10 protein-coding genes and 2 pseudogenes are annotated in these 17202 nt (G+C 60.6%); 2 read left to right on the top strand and 10 right to left on the bottom strand.

Features of this window, described 5'->3' with window-relative positions:
• Together Q2941_RS44215 and Q2941_RS44210 are read right to left on the bottom strand one after the other, a co-directional pair.
• Positions 1-626, bottom strand: a pseudogene (locus tag Q2941_RS44215) (hypothetical protein); the annotation flags it as partial.
• Positions 627-1117: 491 nt separating this feature from the next.
• Positions 1118-1339 (bottom strand): hypothetical protein, encoded by a 222-nt coding sequence (locus Q2941_RS44210; protein WP_458196481.1) that lies wholly within the window; start codon positions 1337-1339, stop codon positions 1118-1120.
• Between the two features lie 251 nt (positions 1340-1590).
• Here Q2941_RS44210 and Q2941_RS44205 point away from each other — a divergent pair, with 251 nt between their 5' ends.
• Positions 1591-1971 (top strand): VanZ family protein, encoded by a 381-nt coding sequence (locus Q2941_RS44205; RefSeq protein ID WP_458196480.1) that lies wholly within the window; start codon positions 1591-1593, stop codon positions 1969-1971.
• 708 nt (positions 1972-2679) lie between these two features.
• Here the strand turns inward: Q2941_RS44205 and galE (Q2941_RS44200) are convergent.
• The 3 genes from galE (Q2941_RS44200) to Q2941_RS44190 all read right to left on the bottom strand — a co-directional run bounded on the left by galE (Q2941_RS44200) (position 2680) and on the right by Q2941_RS44190 (position 6618).
• Positions 2680-3738: a UDP-glucose 4-epimerase GalE gene (gene galE / locus Q2941_RS44200; RefSeq protein ID WP_458196486.1), complete on the bottom strand. Its 1059-nt coding sequence runs from the start codon at positions 3736-3738 to the stop codon at positions 2680-2682.
• Positions 3739-3921: 183 nt separating this feature from the next.
• Complete coding sequence (gene galE, locus Q2941_RS44195) at positions 3922-4887, bottom strand: UDP-glucose 4-epimerase GalE (RefSeq protein ID WP_458196479.1); 966 nt, start codon at positions 4885-4887, stop codon at positions 3922-3924.
• A 318-nt stretch (positions 4888-5205) separates the two neighbouring features.
• Positions 5206-6618 (bottom strand): polysaccharide biosynthesis/export family protein, encoded by a 1413-nt coding sequence (locus Q2941_RS44190; RefSeq protein ID WP_458196478.1) that lies wholly within the window; start codon positions 6616-6618, stop codon positions 5206-5208.
• 354 nt (positions 6619-6972) lie between these two features.
• On the opposite strand from Q2941_RS44190, the gene Q2941_RS44185 reads away from it, so the two are divergent.
• Positions 6973-8472 carry an undecaprenyl-phosphate glucose phosphotransferase gene (locus Q2941_RS44185; RefSeq protein WP_458196476.1) on the top strand — a complete coding sequence of 500 codons (1500 nt, stop codon included), beginning with the start codon at positions 6973-6975 and terminating at the stop codon, positions 8470-8472.
• A 570-nt stretch (positions 8473-9042) separates the two neighbouring features.
• On the opposite strand, the gene Q2941_RS44180 is transcribed toward Q2941_RS44185, so the two are convergent.
• From Q2941_RS44180 to Q2941_RS44160, 5 genes and pseudogenes are all read right to left on the bottom strand, one after another.
• Positions 9043-10470 carry an HlyD family type I secretion periplasmic adaptor subunit gene (locus Q2941_RS44180; RefSeq protein ID WP_458196475.1) on the bottom strand — a complete coding sequence of 476 codons (1428 nt, stop codon included), beginning with the start codon at positions 10468-10470 and terminating at the stop codon, positions 9043-9045.
• Complete coding sequence (locus Q2941_RS44175) at positions 10457-12607, bottom strand: type I secretion system permease/ATPase (RefSeq protein ID WP_458196485.1); 2151 nt, start codon at positions 12605-12607, stop codon at positions 10457-10459. Before Q2941_RS44175 ends, Q2941_RS44180 begins: the two co-directional genes overlap by 14 nt.
• A gap of 309 nt (positions 12608-12916) precedes the next feature.
• A pseudogene (locus Q2941_RS44170) lies at positions 12917-13231 on the bottom strand (cysteine peptidase family C39 domain-containing protein); the annotation flags it as partial.
• A gap of 108 nt (positions 13232-13339) precedes the next feature.
• Positions 13340-15745, bottom strand: coding sequence for a heparin lyase I family protein (locus tag Q2941_RS44165; RefSeq protein ID WP_458196474.1), 2406 nt, complete (start codon positions 15743-15745; stop codon positions 13340-13342).
• A gap of 1088 nt (positions 15746-16833) precedes the next feature.
• Positions 16834-17124 (bottom strand): hypothetical protein, encoded by a 291-nt coding sequence (locus Q2941_RS44160; RefSeq protein ID WP_458196473.1) that lies wholly within the window; start codon positions 17122-17124, stop codon positions 16834-16836.
• Between the last annotated feature and the right edge of the window lie 78 nt (positions 17125-17202).

Here is a 17202-nt window from a genome sequence, read left to right as displayed (position 1 = left end):
TTCTGCGACTCCGCAGCCCCGCTCTCGCCCGCCTGTTTCAGCCGGGACGTCTCCTCACCTGCTTTCGTCGCCAGCGCGGTCTGGGTTTCGACATCGCGCCGCGCGGCTGCGAGATCCTGCTCCAGCCGCACCGATCGCTCGCGCTCCTGCTGCAGCGATGCCTGCAGTTCAGCCGCGCCACTCTCGCCTGCTTGATTCAGCCGGGAAGCTTCCTTCAGTCGGGAGGCTTCCTCGACGGCCTTCGCTGCCAACGCTTTTTGGGTTTCGACCTCGCGCCGCGCGGCGTCAAGACCCTGCATCAGCCACTCGGCCCGATCGTGCTCCTGCTCGAGACGTTGCAGCAACTCGATGTCGCGCCTTGCAAGGGCAAGATCGCGAGACAGTGACTCGGCCCAGTCGCGTTGCTGTTCCGGAGGCTGCTGCGAGGCTCCTGTGTTGCTGGTCGTCGCTTGCGCAATCTGTATCGATTTTTCGCCGCCGCCTGGGCGCGGCAGCAACGTCTCGAACTCGTCAGAATCGACATTGCGGGCAGTCGTCGCCTGTTGCGCGTCTGCGAGGTGCCGCGCCTGATCCGGGGAAGCCTCCGTTGTCGAGGCCCATGTCATAGCGAGCAGGACCGCTGCCATCCACAGTTGGGCACATCGTCCCCGCGTGAGGGAGATCCTCACTTCCCCGTTGAGCATGACCGGGCGACCCATCTGCAATCACCTGTCGCGTGGCAATACGACTTCCTTCAAATGCGTCATTATGCCCTCCATCTTCACGTGAATCATATAGCTCGCATGGAGGACCCTCCCCACCACTTTTGGGGTAGGCTACGGATTGTGTCCGATCATCGAAACCGTGAACTGCTCAAAGTCCTTGTATTTCGCGATTTGAACTGATCGCCAATGAACGATGGCGGGCTCGCCGCCTTCGCCGATGAGACGGCCTCAGCGGGCTGGAGCCTGGGGCCGGCCATGCCCGCGCCTGCCTTCAGGGCGCACCACGAACAAGAAACGCAGGCGCGGTTCTACTGCGCCCGAAAAGGGGCGCGGGGCAAGCAGTACAGGTTGGTACTCCGTTTGGCCGAAACAGACGGGTCGACCAATCTCACGTGCAACCACAATCAACGCTGCTAGAAATCTCGCTTTTGCTGCTTGAAGAACGGCAGCAGCTTCTCAAAAATCTCATCCCGATGCCGGTCGATTTCCCAGTTGAGTGCGTCACTAAAGCCGGGCGCATGGGTATGGATCGTTTCCCGGTCCGCGGAGACTTTCGTCGGCGTTCCGTCGAGGTCTACCCAGCCGCTCAGGGCTTTGCCGTCCCATTCAATGCTCTGCGTCCGACTAATCGACAAGCTGGCCTCCGAGTAGCGCCTTCCTGGATCGCCATTGCATTACCCTCAACCCTGAGGAAAGCAGAAGCTATTGCAAGAAGCGGCGCTTTAGAACAGCTGCCATGGATGGGTACTCCCTATGCGGGTCAGCGTGTACCAACCGCCACTTGAAATTATATGTCGAGCTTCCAATGATGTTTCGCACCTAATCGGCCGTGTGCCGATCCAGAGCAAGTGCGTCCCCGGCGGGGGCTGCTAATCGAGGCGCTTTAGTGATCAACATCACTCTTCTTCGGTTCGTCGCGTGGCCGCTCGCGGCTGCTGTCACCTTCGTAACGCTCGGACCTCAGGACGTTCGGCCTCACCCTGTTATCGGACAGCAAGGCGATCACGCGCTCGCCTTCCTTCTGGTCGGGATTGCCTTCGGCGTCGCCTATCCGCAGCGGCGCGGGACTGCTTCAGTGGTCGCCGTTGCCCTGATCGGTCTGCTTGAGATTATGCAATTATGGGTGCCGGGACGGCACGCGAGGTTTGAGGATTTTGTGGTCGATGCGCTCTCGGCCTGCATTGGCTTCGCGCTGTCCGCCGCGGCCGACCGGATGATGGCGCAATTTGGCGGAGATCCCGACCCGTTGACGCGCGAACGTCCTTAATGAGCGGGCTGATCTGCCTCGCCCAAGGCGTCTTGCGAGTCACGTGCTCGCGCGGATCGGCACCTTCTCCAAAACGTGGTGAGCCGCAACGGCGCACGTTAGCCGCCGCGACGGTTAGGCGGTGTTACCGGCGTCCACCGTCAGCACGATGCCGGAGTGACGTTCCTGCCTGCGCCGGCTCCATCGGCCGCTTGCTTCTGCGGGGCGGCTGGATCTGGGTCGCTCTCGAAGCCAAGGCGCCTTGGAAGCGCGAGCCGGCGAGTGGTTCGCAGTCGAACCGCATGCAATTGTCAGTAGAGCGCGCAACGCTCAATCGGGCCTAGTGCATCGGTGCGCGGGCGCCCCGCCGCCGCTTGGGTCGGTGCCGCGGATCACCAAATTTGAGCTCCGCAACCAGCCGCCAGAGCTGAACCTCGTGGCCGTCCGCCAACCGCCCCGCCCGCTCGGTTGCGGACGCATCATCTGGGCAGTGAAGGTTGACCACGCCCCCCAACTGGCCGTGTTCGTCCAGAACGAATGCACGATAGTGTGGCATCGCAAATCCCCACGCGAATGCATCTTACCTGCAGCCTCGCTTTGCGGCTTGGAGATTTTGGGTCATTACGAGCTACCTCGGATGGGCGGTATGCTTGCCGCCGTGGCTCGCCCCGAACCCGCTCATGCGGTCAGAGTCTTCGGCGTTCGTTCGAATATCTCAGGCGCGCACACTCAGCCGTGACGGCGGAAATGCCCGGACCGCTCCCGGACTTTCGGAAGCTCGCTATCATCATAGCCGTTGGGGTTCTGCAATTGCCAACGCCAATGGTCCGCACACATTTGCTGCAACGATCGGGTCGATTTCCAACCCAACGCCTCCATCGCAAAGGTCGGGTCGGCATAGCAGACGGCGACATCACCGGCCCGGCGCTCCCTGATTTCATAGGGGACCGGTCGCCCGCTCGCTGCTTCAAACGTGCGAACGACGTCCAGAACGCTGGTGCCGTTGCCCGTTCCAAGATTGACCGTGAGTACGCCGGGCTGTCTGAGATGGCGCAAGGCACTCAAATGCCCGGATGCGAGATCGACCACATGAATGAAGTCGCGGATTCCGGTGCCGTCAGGCGTGTCATAGTCGTTTCCCCAAATCTGCAGCTTCTCCCGCAGTCCAATCGCCACCTGCGCCACAAACGGCAGCAGGTTGTTCGGAACGCCCAGCGGGTGTTCTCCGACGAGCCCGCTTTCGTGCGCACCAACCGGATTGAAGTAGCGCAGATTGCCGATCCGCCATTCGTCGTCGGACCTGCAGAGATCCTTCAGCATCTCCTCGATAAAGAGCTTTGTGCGGCCGTACGGATTGGTCGGACAGAGGGGATGCTTTTCGTCGAGTGGCAGGTATTGTGGTATCCCGTAAACGGTCGCAGACGAGCTGAAGACGAGCGTCTTTACATTCGCCCTCTTCATGGCAGACACGAGCCGCATCGTTCCCAGAACGTTGTTCTCGTAATACGTCATGGGCTGCACGTTCGAATCGCCGACGGCCTTCAGCCCCGCAAGGTGAATGACTGCAGTCACTCCGCAGGTACGAAGTACGTCGTAGATCACCTCTTCATTCCGGATATCTGCGTGCCGAAAGACGAGCGAACGCCCGCAGATGGACTGCACCCGCTCGAGCGAAGCCTTGTTGCTGTTGGAGAGATTGTCGACGACGACGACGTCAAGCCCGGCGTCGAGCAATGCGATACAGACGTGGGAGCCGATGTAGCCGGCACCTCCGGTCACCAAGATCATCTCGGACACCTTCCGCTTTTCCGGCCTCCGTACGCCGTGGACACCATTTTACTTGCAAGTCGCACCGCAGGGCGTGGCGATTATGGGCTTTAAGAACTACCTCTGATGGGCATCCAGGCGCTTCGTCCAGGTTCGCTAGTGGTCGCAATCGACTCGCGGGCCGTCTCATCACAGCGCTCACGATCATCGCGTCATCCATTTCCATGCGTCGCGCATCTGAATTTCCAGGTCGGACCGCTCCGGTTTCCAGCCGAGCAGGGTTCGCGCTCTTTCGAGAGCGCCGATCAAGACCGCCGGATCGCCCTGCCGTCTCGGGACCAGCTCGATTTGGATCGGTCTGCCCGTAACGCGCTCGGCCGTTGCCACGACTTCCAGGACCGAGTAGCCCCGCTCATTGGCCAAATTGACCGCGCAGGTAGCCCCGCCACCGACGAGATACTCAAGTGCCCTCACATGGGCGTCGGCGATATCAAGCACGTGGACGTAATCGCGGATGCAGGTTCCGTCGGCGGTGTCGTAGTCATTCCCGAACACCTTGACCGCCGTGGCATCACGGGCGGCGGCCAGGACCAACGGGATCAAATGGGTTTCCGGTTCGTGAGCTTCGCCGATTTCTGCTTCGGGGTCCGCGCCCGCCGCATTGAAGTAACGGAGCGCGACCGAACGAAGGTTGTGAGCCGCATCGAGATCCCTAAGCATCCGCTCGACAACAAGCTTGGAGTAGCCGTAGGGATTGATGGGTTGTTGTGGATGATCCTCCGAGATCGGAAGTCGATTGGGCACACCATAGGTCGCGCAGCTTGACGAGAACACCACCGGCACCGGTTTGAAATCGATCAAGGCCTGTAGCAGCGAGGCGGTTTCGCCGACGTTGTTGCTATAGTAGAGCAGGGGGTTTGCCACGGATTCCGCAACGTAGGCATAAGCGGCGAAATGTATCAGAGCTGACGGACGGTATTTTTCCAGTACCGAACGCACCTTGGCTGCATCGCCAATGTCGCCAAATTCGAACATGCCGAATTTCGCGGCCCAACGGTTGCCACGTGAGAGGTTGTCGTAGACAACCGGCTCAAATCCATGGCGCGCCAATACTTTGCAGGTGTGGCTTCCGATATAGCCGGCACCACCCGTTACCAGAATCTTGACCACGCTCTATATCGCCTCGAATATGTCGCCGCGAATCCGGCGCTGGCGGAATGAATCAATTGTCTCCGATGGCAACAAGATGTGGCTCTTCCTGCCTGCGCGGTCGGCACACTTGGTCGCCACGCAAAAATGCAATAGTCGGCTTTCATACCACAGCCCGCAGCCCTGCAAGGTGAATGACCGCGGTCGCTCCGCAGGGAGCGGGGCATGTCGCAGATGGCCGTTTCATTCCGGATGTCGGCGTGCCGAAAAACGAGTGATCGCCAGCAGATCGATTGCACCCGTTCCCGCGAAGCCGTTGCGGAATTGCGACGGCGCTTGTTACCTCTGCCCGACGCGCACCGAACCGCCTGCGGTCGCATCGGACCGGCCTGTCCCCGATGGAATATCTGAACTGCCTAGCCTTCGGGGAGGGATGGCAGGACCATCCTGGTATTGTAGGCTGACCTCGACAGCATCACCCGGCTGCAGCTCGGTATCTTCACTTGCGATGATTCGCTCCTGCCCCTTATCGCCCTTCCTGATGATGGCAATCTCCGCATTGTTGCCGGCTCCTCGCACGAGTTGCGATCGAACCAGAGCTGTGTACTGAAGCTTCTCGCCGACGCTCTGCAGCTTCTCGCGAATTTGATTGAGCTTTACGCTGGTATCCTGCAGCTCACGGAGCAGGTCGAGCCTCCGCTGGTCATCCAGCTTTGCCAGCTTCCTGACAAATTCGTCCTGCTGCTTCTTGACCTGCAGCAGTTGCGCAGAGGTTTGCAGCTTCCGGGTCGATGACAGCAGTACCGCGCGACGCGCATCCGTAACGCGAGGGCTGATCAAGGACCCCTTGCCGAAGAGCTCGGTCGTTTTCTGCAGGTCGTCAAGGTCTGCCTGAAGTCCTTCTTCATCCTTTTTCTGCTGCTCCGACAGCACGCGGACCTCGTCGTCTCCCTGTCGAATGCCGCGCTGAAGGTACGTTTTTTCCTGCTGATAATCACTCTGCTTGGTCTTCAGATATTCCGTTTCTGCATTAACGATTTCCGAAATCGCCGATCGAGCCAAGGGCGTGTCCATCAGAGCGCCTGGACTGATCTGGGCTCCCTCTCCAAGTTCAGTCTTGATGCGCCACATACGCGCCTGTTCTTTGGCCAGCTCTGTCCAAAGCGAACCATACTCGCTTCTCAGGTCTACTGACTCGAGATACGGGTTGTTCATTCTGATACGCATGATGTCGTAGCCGCCTGCCACGGCGACGAGCTGGCGTGCGGTGAGAGACGGACGATAAGGGTATTCACCCGGCTTCGATACATCTCCATTCACGTAAATGGGCTTGTATTCGGCGATGACCGTCGTGACCTCGTCTGCGTCGATCACGACGACCGTCTCGTGGCCATCGGACGTCCTCTGTCGAAATACCTTGCTCGCCAGTGCAGCCCCGATTTTGGCTCGGATCTGCGGTAAGGGCAGGCCGGCGACTGGAAGCGTACCGACCAGTGGCAACGAAACGTTCCCGTCCATTTGAACGGCAGCCCGATGCCGTAGGTCCGGCACGCCGGCCACCGCAACCTCCAGCACATCTCCAACGTTTACCAGATACTCGGCCTTTGCCTGAGTGACAGAAACTGTCAGAACAACAGCCACCAAGCTCCATTTGATGCAACGACCCAGATCGCTGCCAGAGATGTCGATATGGAAGCTATTGCGAAGTCTGGAGTTCGGCATGGCGGCAATTCCCTGTACGAACGTGGTCACCAAAGTGAGTCCTTCAAAATCTGTTCGCGGAAGGCGGCATATCAACATCGCTACCATTCGAATCCAGACAGGCGATCTGCAAAACGACGTTCTGTTCTCTCGTTGACGCCGAACCGCTCGGTGTCTTCTTCCGCTCTGTTCGACTGATCGGTCCTCTATTGATCATTCCAATCGAACCCATTGGGATGGGCGCGTCGATTGCTGTTCGAATCTAATACCGGGCTGTCGCGGCTCAATCGACCATCGTAGTTACCCACTTATTGCCCGTCCCATCCGGTTATTGCCAATTTCCATCCAGTGACCCGGACTGTACTGATTTAGCCAAAGTGACGAGTGATCGGGTGGCTGACTGCTATGAATTATGCGTCCTTCACCAATTTGCCGGCCTCTTCCAAGATTTCGGCACATTCGGTCGATGACGGCATAGCGATCGCTGGAGGCGTTGGAAGGGGCAGATTGACTGCTCTATTGGTATTGGCAGCCGGCACCGAGTTCTTGCTCGTAGCCGGTGCGGCCTATTTCGCGGCTGTCCTCTATCATCGATTGGTCCTGCTGCAGTCGCCGGATCCCGCCAGGTACGTTCAGGAATCCTTTCTGATTTCCACATTGGGATTGCTGGTTTCGATAGGACTTCGGCAATATTCCCGAATCCTGACGCAGCCCCGCCACGTCTTCTTGTGGAGCGGCGCCAGCAGCGTCCTCCTCGTATTCTCGTTCTTCGTCTCAACGATATTCGTTCTGAAGATCTCCGAGGGCTACTCGCGCGCAACTGTCATCGTCCAGGCTGTGAGTGTCCTCCTCACCGTGCTCAGCACACGGGCAATATGGTTTTCAGTGCTACAGCCTGCTATTGCGTCGGGTCTGATCGATGCCAGGCGCGTCATCCTTATAGGAGACCCGGGTCACTGCTTGCAGTTTGCTGCACGAGCTAAGGGTACCGGAATTCGGACCATCCACTCGTTCGACTTTCCGCGGCCTCGCGCCGATTCCTCAATCCGGGCGCAGCCCGACGCCGTCCAGGCGCGACCCGCTGATGTCCGCCAACTGGTCGCGGACTGTCGACCCCTCCGAGCGGATGACGTTGTCATCTTGATTGCGGAATCAGATGCTGCCTCTGCTCTCGCGCTCGCTAGTGCCCTATCAGAGCTGCCGGTAGACGTTCATGTCGTCCCCGTTGGATCCATCGATCTGATGGCCGTGTCGCGGATCACCAAGTTCGGCAACATGGTGACGATGCGGATATTCCAGTCTCCGCTCACTCCTTTCAACCGAGCAATCAAGCGGGGCGTCGACATCGCCGTTGCAATCGCTGGCCTTGCGGTGACCGGCCCGCTTTTCGTCATCGTTCCGATCGCAATTAAGCTCGACTCTCGTGGGCCGGTGTTTTTTCGGCAGACGAGGCACGGTTACAACAACGAGCCCATTCGCGTGTTGAAATTCCGATCGATGACCGTGATGGAGGAGGGCGACAACTTCAGATCGGTCACCAGACACGATCCGCGCGTGACCCGTCTTGGACGTCTTCTGCGCCACACCAACGTCGATGAGCTTCCGCAATTGTTCAATGTCCTGGTCGGCGACATGTCGATCGTGGGGCCACGTCCGCACGCAACCTCGCAAAACGAGCTGTTCAATGAGCTGATTTCGTCATTTTCCCGCCGCCACAACGTCAAGCCTGGTATTACAGGTTGGGCTCAGGTCAATGGGTATCGCGGCGACGTCGATACGCTCGAGAAGATGCAGCGTCGCGTCGAGCATGATCTGTACTATATCGACAACTGGTCACTCATTCTCGATCTTAAGATCATGATCATGACCTTCTTTTCCAGAAAGGCGTATTGGAATGCGTATTGACGCGACCAGTCTGCAAGTCCTTGTAAGCGACCGTTTCGGCCTTTTGATGAATCCAGGGCATATTGGACGTGGGCGTGCGTCGGCGTCCCGCCAAGGGCTTCGTTTCGCCTGATGTGCTAAGCCTTAGAAGAAAATGCTCCAGACAAATAGAACGGAGATCTTGAGATTGCTCGCAGACTTGTCGCGCGTGGGAGCGGGCTCGACTTGATCCCGCCGACCGGGCCTATGCGCAGGCGATCGGCGAGCAAAGCAGCGCCGCATGTTCCGCGCCTCGCTAACCGACTGCGCGGAACAAGAGCGCAAAGCGGATCAAGCGATCTGGCGATTCAGGGCGCGGTCCCGCTTGATCACAATATAGCAGTAACTGGCACGGCCGTGGTGGAATCAACGGATGCCGCGCGCGCCAAAGCGCGATGAGATCAGGATGAATCGTCATCGCGCTTTTAGGTTATTGTTTGCACATGATCGTTTTCGGAAAACCGCTTCGCACTCTTCCGGATCATGCTCTAGCTCACTGGCAAGGGCTGCTTCCAGTTGCGGGCAACGCTCCTCGATGATGCCCCACTTCGTCTACCGCTCCCGCAGCGATTCCTGCTTGTACCTCGCCAGCGGCGAGAGAAGATAGCTGATAATGCTGCGCGCGCCGGTCTTGATCTCGACTGTGACCGCCATGCCGGGGCCGAGCTTGACGAGCTTGTCCTCTACCTGCATGTGCGTGCGGTCGAGTGAAACGCGCGCCGCATATTCCAGCTCCTGACCTCTCGGCTCGCTGCTGCTTTGCGCCGCGCCCGATGCCCGGTCGTTCGATCCGCCTTGTTGCCTGTCGCGCGTTATGGCGTCCGTCGACACGCTTAACACGTCCCCATGAAGGAGCCCGTAGCGCGTGAAGTTGAACGTATCGACCTTGATCTCCGCCTTCTGACCCGGATGAACGAACCCGATGTCGCGGTTGGAGAGCATGGCCTCGATCTCGAGCTGGCTTTCGCTTGGAACCACGATTGCGAGCGCCTGGGCCGGCGTCACGACGCCGCCCACCGTGTGAACGGCGAGCTGTTGCACGACGCCGTCGACAGGCGCAGTCAACTGCTGGAGCTTCGTGCGCCGCTCCGCCTTGACCACCTCCTGCGAGGCGCTCGCCACCTTCTGCTCGGCTTTCGCAAGTGCGTCATAGGTCGCGCGCCGATACTCTGCGGCGGTCCTTTCTTTCGTTTCCTTTAGCAAGGCGATGGCCGCGTCGGCCTCACGGAGCTTGCTCTGCTGGAGGACGAGATCCTGCTGAAGGCCGACCAGCTCCTGATACTCGGAGAGATAGACCACCTTCGAAGCCAAGGCCTTGTCGACGAGCCCCTTGCGAATGTCGACCCGCTCCTGGAGGACCGGTATCGTCGCCTGCAGCTTCGCCACGCTCGCCAACGTGGTCGCCCGCTCCGCTTCCTTTTGACCCTGCTGGCGCTCGATCTCGGCGAGCTTGGCATTCTGCTCGGAGCGCTGGCTGATCAGAAACTGCCGATGCATCTCGATCTCCGCGGCACTTGCGCCCTGCGGTGACCGGAAGGCGGCAAGCGGATCCTCGGCGAGCACCGCGCGCAGCCGCGCGACGTCGAGCTCGGCCGCGACGAGATCGCTCCTCTGGCGCTCCTGATCGGCGTCCGTCATGGTCGGGTCGAGCTCGATCAGGACGTCGCCGGCCTTGACGCTCTGTCCGTCGCGGACGTGGATGGCGCGGACGACGCCCGTCTCGAACGGCTGGATCAGCTTGGTGCGCCCGCCCGGCACGATCTTGCCCGTCGCGGTCGCGACGATATCGACGCTGCCGAACGATGCCCACAACAGCGCGATGCAAAAGACAGCGATGATGCTCACCCCGATCGCGCGCCCGACCGGCGACGGCGGCGTTTCAGTGATCTCGAGCGCCGCCGGCAGGAACGCGATTTCGTGCTCGCGGCGGCGAGGCTCGCGTCTCGGAAACGGAACGATATTTCGGCTAGCGGACGTCATGGATACCGGCCTGCAGATAGTGGAGGTTGGCGTAGCGCCCGTTCGAGCGGATCAGTTCGTCATGGCTGCCGTCCTCGACGATGCGGCCATGCTCGAGTGTGATGATGCGGTTCGCATTGCGAACGGTCGAGAGCCGATGCGCGATGACGAACACAGTCCGGCCCGCGGCAATCCGCTTCATGTTCTGCTGGATGGCCCGCTCGCTTTCGTAGTCGAGCGCGCTGGTCGCCTCATCGAGGATGAGGATGCGCGGATCGGTGATGAGCGCGCGCGCGATCGCAACACGCTGACGTTGCCCGCCTGAGAGACTGCTGCCGCGTTCACCGACGATGGTATCGTAGCCCTCGGGCAGCTCCAGGATGAAGTCGTGAGCGCCGGCGAGCGACGCGGCCTCGATGACGCGCTCCATGGGCATGGCCGGGTCGGCGAGCGCGATGTTCTCTCGGATCGAGCGATTGAAGAGCACATTCTCTTGCAAGACCACGCCGATCTGGCGCCGAAGCCAGGTCAGATCGACCATCGCGAGGTCGACGCCGTCGACCAGCACGCGGCCGCTCTCCGGCACATAGAGACGCTGGATCAGCTTGGTGATGGTGCTCTTGCCCGAGCCCGACGAGCCCACGATGCCGACGACCTGGCCGGGCTCGACGTTGAAGGACACGTTGTGCAGCACTTCGGGGCCGTCGGCGCGGTAGCGGAAGGTCGCGTGCTCGAACGTAACCTTGCCGCGGATCGGTGGCAGGGCAGCGCGGGCCGGACTGAAGCTTGGCTCGGGAATGGTGTTGAGGATGTCGCCGAGGCGATCGATCGACAGACGGGCCTGATGGAAGTCCTGCCACATCTGCGCAAGCCGAAGCACCGGCATGCTCACCCGCCCTGCCAGCATGTTGAACGCGACGAGCTCGCCGACGCTCATGTCGCCACCGATCACAAACTTGGCGCCGAAGTAGAGCGTTGCGGCTGTGACCAGCTTGTTGATCATCTGGACCGCCTGGCTCGCCGTATTGTTCAGGCTGAGCACGCGGAAGCTCGCGCTCACATAGCCGGCGAGTTGCTCCTCCCAGCGGCGTTGCATCTGCGGCTCGACCGCCATCGCCTTCAGCGTCTCGACGCCGGTGACGCTCTCGACCAGGAAGGCCTGGTTCTCCGAGCCGCGATTGAACTTCTCGTCGAGGCGCCGGCGAAACAGCGGCGCGGCGCCGGCCGAAATACCGATGTAGAACGGGAAAGATGCCAGAACGATCAGCGTCAACCCCGTCGAATAGTAGAACATTACCGCAAGGAAGACGACTGTGAACAAGAGATCGACGACAAGCGTGAGCGCCGAGCTCGTCAGGAACTCGCGGATGTTCTCCAGCTCGCGAACGCGTGCGACCGAATCGCCGACGCGGCGCGCCTGGAAATATGCGATCGGCAATGCCATCAGGTGACGAAACAGCCGCGCGCCGAGCTCGACGTCGATGCGGTTCGTCGTGTGCGCGAACAGATAGACGCGCAGCATGCTGAGAACGGTTTCGAACACGGTCAGAGCGACGAGGCCCGCAACCAGGACGTCGAGCGTGCTGAGGCTTCGATGCACGAGCACCTTGTCGATGACGACCTGGAAGAACAGCGGAGAGATGAGGGCAAAGACCTGGAGGAAGAACGACGCGGCCAGCACTTCGCCGAGCAGGCGGCGATACTTGTGGACCGCGCCGATGAACCAGCTGATATCAAATCGCCTGGACAGATCCGTCAGAGCCGCGCGCCGGGTCATCAGGATGATGTCACCGTCCCAGATGGCCTCGAGCTCGGCCTGAGTCATGGCTTCGGGTCGGGGCGACAATGGGCGCTGAACAAGAAGCTTGTCATCGATGACCTTGCCCAAGATCAGGAAGCCGCCGTCGCGCAGCACGGCAATTGCCGGTAGCGGCGTGACCGCGAGCCTGCTCCAGCCCGACCGCTTCGCCTGAGCCTTGAGCCCGAATTCCTTGGCACAGCGCAGAATTTCGGTCACACCGATCCGCGCCGTGCCCATGCGATGCCGAATTTGCTCCGGGTCGGCGGCAATCCCGTGGCAACGCAGCAATATCGCCACCGCAATGAGCCCTGACTCATCGCCGCTCGCAGGCTCGAGAGCCGCCTCCTGGACGGGCATATCGCGACGAACGGCGGAATAGGGAGGGGCCTCGTCCGCATACCCTACCAGAGCACGCCCGCGCGCAACCAGTTCAGCAAACGCATAGAGCGCCCGACTGGCGAGGACTTGAGCCCCGGCCGGCATCGAACGGCGGTCAGCGGAAAATGCAGACATCAGCATGTCGCCGGCGCGACCAAACAGATCATGCCCGCGCGCAATCAGATCGGCAAAGGCATGATGCGCCCGACTGGCGAGGCTTTGAGATCCTGTCAGGATCAAGCGGCCATCCCACACTTCTTCGAACTCGGCGCGCGTCATCATGTTCGGACGCGATGCGGTTGGATGCAGCACAAGTGCCGTCTCGTCCTCGACCTTGCCGAGAAGCAGGAATCCGCCGTCACGCAGTGACGCAATTCCGGGTAGCGTGGTGCTCGCAAGTCGCTTCCAACGCATCGTGCGCGAACGGACTTGGACCCCGAATTCACGGGCGCAGCGAAGCATCGCGCTGATGCCGATATCGTTGCTCCCGCAACGGTCGCGGAGCTGGTCAGGCTCGGCGCTCACGCCGTGAAGGCGCAGGAACAGAGCCAGGGCTCGAAGCCCGAGGTCTGCGGCATGGGCATTTCCATTCTGGATCGCCATTTTTAACTCAACCCTTCGCGGCTACCGACCGCGTATGTGTTCCTTCTCATGCATTCACAAATATTGACGGTGCCGCACCCAGGCGCTGAGCCTGGGTGCGGCCAGGCATCAATGTTGCGGTCTGGCCAGCAATGATTCCAGACCCGAACCGGTCGCTTGCGACACAGCGGCGACGATCTGTCCGGGATCCACCCGGCCGGTGTGGCTGGCCAGATACTGGTTCAGCAGCGCAAAGCTCTGGCTCGCCAGGGACGCCGTGCTCGTGCCGGCCGCAACCGGATGATCCGCCACGATGATCGGCTGCTGTGCAGTCGTTGCCAGGGTGCTGGTGGCCGGGTCCACATGCTGCTGGAGCAGCGCGAAGGCCCGGCTTGCCAAGCCCCCCGCGTTCCCGGCGATCGCATGCTGAAGATCGGTGAAGTCGAACCTCTGCGGCGATGTCGTGGTCGTGGCGGGCGTGGTCGTGGCGGGCGTGGTCGTCGCGGCCGTGGTTGGGGTGGTCGTGGTGGCAGCAGGCAGAGGATCCGTCGCGGTGCTCGTCTGCGGCGTCGTTGTGGTCGTGGTGTTCGCGGCAGTCGTAGTGTCGGCATGATGATGCGTCACGGTATGCTTATGGTGTGACGCCGTGGTCGTGGCCGGTCGAGGATCCGTCACGGTGATGGTCTGCGGCGAGGCCGCCGAAACCGCACCGGTGGTCGGATCCTTCGCACTTGCAGTCAACGTGAGCGTTGCGACCGGATGGCCGCCGCCGCGGTAGTATGAATGCAGCGTCAGTCCGCTGTCGACCTGCGCGGCCGTCAAGGTGATGTTATTTCCCCGGAACGTCTGACCATCGAGCTTGTCGGTGATGGTCTCGTACTTGGGCAACCCCGTGATGTTCGCGGTCACGCGATCGTTGGAATCCGTCGTCGTCACCTTGGTCCCGAGATCGACGGTACCGCCCCTTCCGGCTACCGAGAGCGAGTTGTCCGCGACGATGAGGGTCGGCTTGGTCACGGACGGTTTCGACGGGGTTGTCGGAGTCGTTGGTGTGGTCGGAGTCGTCGGTGTGGTCGGCGTGGTTGACGTCGGCGGATCGATTTGGAGACCCGTGAACGTCTTCACCGCGCCCGAGAGATTGGCCGCAGCACCGGACGAATCCTTGATGCTCGCACCGCTCGGAAGGTTGACCCCGGTGATGGCAAGCGAGGACACACTGGTGTCGGTCGACGCGACAGTCGTCTTGAAGGTGAGCGTACCCGTCCCCGAGCCGCCCACATAGGTGGCCTTTGCGCCGTCATTTAGCGATAGCGTCGGCGTGCCGCCGACCGTCACGGCTTCGCTGAACTTGAGCGTCAGTGTGATGGTGTCGCCGACATTCTCGATTCCCGTCCCCGGTGAAGCGGAGGCCTGGATCACTGTCGGCGCGACGTTTGGCGGCGTGGGCGTGGTGACTGGCGGCGTGGTCGGCGTGGTTGACGTCGGCGGATCGATTTGGAGACCCGTGAACGTCTTCACCGCGCCCGAGAGATTGGCCGCAGCACCGGACGAATCCTTGATGCTCGCACCGCTCGGAAGGTTGACCCCGGTGATGGCAAGCGAGGACACAGTGGTGTCGGTCGACGCGACAGTCGTCTTGAAGGTGAGCGTGCTCGTGCCCGAACCGCCAACATAGGTGGCCTTTCCGCCGTCATTGAGCGACAGCGTCGGCGTGCCCGTCACCGTCACGGCTTCGTTGAAGGCAAGCGACAGGGTGATGGTATCGCCGGCATGCTCGATGCCCGTTCCCGGAGAAGCCGTGGCCTGCGTCACCGCCGGTGTCACCGTGGGAGTTGTGGGCGTGGTTGGCGACGACGGCTGCGGTGGTGTGGGGGCGGCTGCCGACCCGGTCGTTATTTGCGTGTTGCTATAGTCCGCCGCAATCGTTTGCGAGGCTGGTGCGCGGTAGATGCCTTCCTTCCAATAATAGCTCTCGTTGCTCGTTCCGCTTCCGAGCGGTCCGGAGTAATTGACGATCTCGACCCCATCCCGCCACACCTTGAGCGTGCCGTTGCCGTTGCTGCCGATATCGACCTGCATGTTCATCTGATATTGATGACCGCGCTGGATCGGATTCGGGTCAGTATAGACGTCGTTCTCCTTACCGTCGGGACCGCGTGTCCAGACAACCATGTGCTCGCCATGCATGGCGATGGCGACGGGCGGCGAGCCGCCGAGGACGGTGTTGTGAAGCTGGCCAATGCACATCCACGACGCGGTATTTGCCGCTCCGGGCTCCAGGGTAAACCCGTAGGATATGTTGATCTGAGTATTTGGTGCGTAGTGCTGGGCCATCTCGATCTCAGACCGTTCGGACACGTTGCCGCTCTGGACGTCATGAAGCCAAGTATCCCCCGGCCGAAGCTCGAACCTCAACGTGCTGTCATCGGGCTCGCTCAGGCTATAGCTCCGGTTGGCATTTTCGACCGAGGCGCTCATGCCGTCGACCGTGATGCTCGCGCCGTTTGCGCCTGAGAAAGAGCTGATATTCGCCATTCTGTGATCCTTTTGAACGCTGAAGATGGTGAATTCCACTGCTGCGGATCGTGAAGACACGCAACATACCTCATGCTCGCAGCCGGCATCCGCAACTGGACACACGGGTAGCCGGGCACCGCGAGCAGATTTCAAAGCAGTGGGAATTGGAAGTCGTGCCCCCCAACTGCTGGTCGGTTGGTTAATTAGGAAGTATGGCAAAAAAAATTTCAAAATGTGATTTCTGCGCACGCATATGCGGTAACCTGAGTCCCAGGTCATCACCTTGGACCGGGCGAGGGCAGATAACCGAGTCGCTTTTATCGAGGATAACGAGCGCGACATCCTTGGCGAGTTGTCAAACAGCGCCAACACGCACGCAACTGTGTCCAAGAGGGGGGTATGATCTGATCCCTCAATCGGTTTGTTGAAACCGCTGAATCGTTCGTCTACGGCGCTAGAGCAAAGGCGCTTCGTCGCCGCTTGCGACTCGCAGCAGCGTGTCTTTGCTCACTGGCAGCATCAGCCGTTTTGCGAACATTGCGGCAGGTCTTATCCGCCCAGCGCTAGGCCAACGATGCAATCTAGCCGCGCCGTGCGTCGCGCTGATGCGGCCAACACGCCGCGTCGAGTGAAGTCGACGAGCAGTTCGCGTCCGAGATAACGCGGCAGGGACAGGGGGATCGAAAGATGGAAGGCGACGACAGCCATTGACGTCGCGATATCGGCCGCCCGGACCGCCTGCGCAACTACCTGATGGGCCGCCTATGCGGAATGAGGAGTGCTCGGGTACGCTTCCTCGGCGTAGAATGATCTGATTGGAAGGTATGCGCGCGCCGAAGGATGGCGACAATCAACCAAAGTCCCGTTGCTTGGTCGCCGCGCCTAAATGGACCAGCGCTTTCGATTCGAACGAATTGAAGAGCACGGCGATAGCTGGCAAGGAACGGCGTTGCCCGTGCTCTGTGTGATCCAAAGCAGTACGGTCTTCCTTCGTCGACAATGCTTGCGCGCGCCGTGTGCTCGCCAAATCGCCGCAAAGTTTCTTACCGGAAGATTATGATGTTCCGCCGGTAGAGTATCGCTCAGTCTCTTCTCAGTTCGCTAGCTTACGTCGTCCGCCGCAACCCACGCTTTCCGCCGTGTAGAAGTGATCGGGCAAAAGGCGGCTGACCATAGATCCGAGTCATAACATTAAATTGCCAGTCGAAAAGCTCGCCCGCGGCAACGAAATCAGCGGGCAGAATGGCGGTCGAGGTCAGGCGCCAAGGCGCGCGGTCGAATCGTCCTGCGATCAGCAGATTGCCCTCATGCCGGTGGCCTTCGAAGAAGGTCCATGTTCGAAACTCGCCGAGTAAGTTGCTGTTGGACCACGGGATCCGGCCGATATGGAGCGACAAGGTTACGGCCCGTAGATCGCGAGCTCAGTGTCCGACAAATCGGCAAGCCGGGGGCACTGCGGACCTTTGAAATATCTC

The organism is Bradyrhizobium sp. UFLA05-153 (genome assembly GCF_054185185.1).
This window is presented reverse-complemented; position numbering and strand designations above follow the sequence as displayed.